The organism is Halomonas sp. ANAO-440, from assembly GCF_019915905.1.
Taxonomy (GTDB): Bacteria; Pseudomonadota; Gammaproteobacteria; order Pseudomonadales; family Halomonadaceae; genus Halomonas; species Halomonas chromatireducens.
In genome coordinates this window covers 1-2,271 of sequence record NZ_JAHXBV010000062.1, presented here as the reverse complement: position 1 = coordinate 2,271, position 2,271 = coordinate 1, and the positions used below count along the sequence as shown (strand labels likewise).

The 2,271-nt window shown below is 58.3% G+C and carries 2 protein-coding genes; both read right to left on the bottom strand.

Annotated features, from left to right (window positions below):
* Nucleotides 1-291 precede the first annotated feature (291 nt).
* Nucleotides 292-1,179 (bottom strand): HAD-IIB family hydrolase, encoded by an 888-nt coding sequence (locus KZO25_RS19870; protein WP_262489152.1) that lies wholly within the window; start codon nucleotides 1,177-1,179, stop codon nucleotides 292-294.
* A gap of 302 nt (nucleotides 1,180-1,481) precedes the next feature.
* Nucleotides 1,482-2,204 (bottom strand): SapC family protein, encoded by a 723-nt coding sequence (locus tag KZO25_RS19865; protein WP_223138225.1) that lies wholly within the window; start codon nucleotides 2,202-2,204, stop codon nucleotides 1,482-1,484.
* Nucleotides 2,205-2,271: the final 67 nt, after the last annotated feature.

Sequence of the window (2,271 nt, the reverse complement as noted above, 5' to 3'; positions counted from 1 at the left end):
GTTCAGAGTCTAACAGCCGCTGAGGCTCCATCTAGCTTGACAGTGGGGGAAGGCCACACTCCAACAACAGCTTATGGATACGATCATTACCATCCACTTCAAGAAGATAGCGAGAGCCGGTCACTTCCCCGACCGCTCCCAGAAAGGTCAATGTCGACATTGCGTCTCGAGCCTGCGCGTCTATGAGTGTCTAGCCGCCAGCATACCGGAAGGTAGCCACCTTGGGTCGAACAAGTGCAGACAGATAGGAGCGACCAAAGCGCCGACACACTTTGGTGAAACAAGGCTGGTTCAGGAGAATAGCGACTGCTTCGGCATCGCCCCGGCACCCTCCGCGCCCCACCAATAAGCGATACCTTCGACCCAACCCGAGGGGCCCGCCGATCGGCTACGATAAAGCGCCGGCTGGCATGGAGCCAGGGTAGAGACATCACTGCCTCGAATCACCACCGCCTGGTCTACGGCTTCCAGCAGCGACTGGTCGTTGGGTCCATCGCCGAGACCCAGGGTCAGCGGCTCGCATCCCCGCAGCGATTTGAAGCGACCCACCAGCCAGGTCACGGCCCCACCCTTGTCCAGGCCGCCGGTAACATGCCAGAAGCGTCGGCCTTGAACCAGATTCAAGCCATCGCCCTGAAGCGCCTCGCGAAAGGCGGCAAGTGATGAGGCATCGCTCTGCCATAACAGGGGTTCGCTCCCCTGGCGCATCCGAGCCAGCCGGGCCTCGTCCGCCTTCAGCCCTGTCAGCGCCATGACCTCCTCTAGCGTCATCTCGCCCAAGGTCCTGAAAACAACACCAAGTCGTTCCCGCCACACGCTGAGTCGCTTTCGAATGAAGTCGATATCCAGGCCCAGGTTTCGCATGGCACTCCCGTCCGAACCATAGCTATCACGCTCCAGGTGGGCATGCCGCCAGGCCGGGGGCAAGCCAACCACGCTCCCATTTTCGGCAATGAATGGCGTATCGCCTAGCCCGAGCTGCTCTCGCAATGGCAGTAACTCGGCACGGGTACGACAGGTAACCGGAATGACCGGCACGCCCAGGGTCTTGAGCCGCTTCAGCCAAGGCTTGGCTTGCTGCCATTGAAAGCTGTCATGGTCGAGCAAGGAGCCGTCGAGGTCGGTGAAGACCAGGCGCGGCTGCAGGGCGGGGTCCAGAAGAAGCGGCTTCATCGTCATGGTGGCTCCAGCGCGATCGGGATTGGGAAACCCTGTGCATGGAAATACTTTGCATGAGCCGTGCCAATCCGGGGAAGAGCCGCTGCGGTCCAGCACCAGGCCGAGCCAGCAAGGTCAACTGGCCGCCGATGCGGCCTTGAATGCACACAAATAGTGCATGCGAAGCCTCATTCTGGAGCTTCAAGCTGGACTAGCATCTCGCCATGCTGTGCGACGGTAGCATCATCTCTTTACGCGCAATCAGGAAGCCAAGGATATCTGGTAAAACGATTTCTGGATCGACGAAGGGGTTTGATAGCGGGTCAGCTCATGATGTCGACACTCTCTGATGCCCCGGCCTCACTGGCCATTCTTTCCAACGCTGCCACCTGGTGGGTAGATAGCATCTGAGCATAAGCCAATGGGAGCGCACCCCGGCGCTTCAATTCAAGGTACGGCTCATCTTCAAGAGCACACAACCTACTCTCATCAACGCGAAACAGCCCCGGCAAGGATCCGCCGTGGTGTGTTTCAACCACCCAAGGCACCAGTACCTCGCATTCGGCCAGGGCATTTACAGCATGCCGTGTACGCAAGTCGTGAGTTTGCCACTGTTTCAAAAAAGTAAAAATCGAAGAGACTTGCTCAGTCAGCTGGCCCGCTGAAGTCCATATGCGCTCCTCTCCATCGGGTGTAACCCAAGGACTCTCACGCTCCAGGAAAAGCGCCATACTAGTGGGCTTCTCGTCACTTACCGGCATCAAACGAAACGGCGACGTGCGCAGAAATGCGGGCACGTAGGCAGCTCTCCAGCCAAAGCGATCATCGAGGCAGTGGTTACATTCAGATTCCAGCCCTATCAGAGCATGAACATTCCATTCGTTATTCTCATCGGCTACGAAAGCCAATGGAAGTGATGAGGCAACCTTCCCGGACTCGGGTGCAGTTATCGGAACGAGATGCCGGCCCTGCGCATGTCGGTAGTCCGTGAACCGCCGCCAACGCAAGTCTCTCAAAGCAGGAGTAACGGCAACATATTCAGACATTAGGCCAACCTATAGCAACATCGAGTAGGAGGGGGAGTCGCCTCCCCCGTCCTCTCACACCACCGGG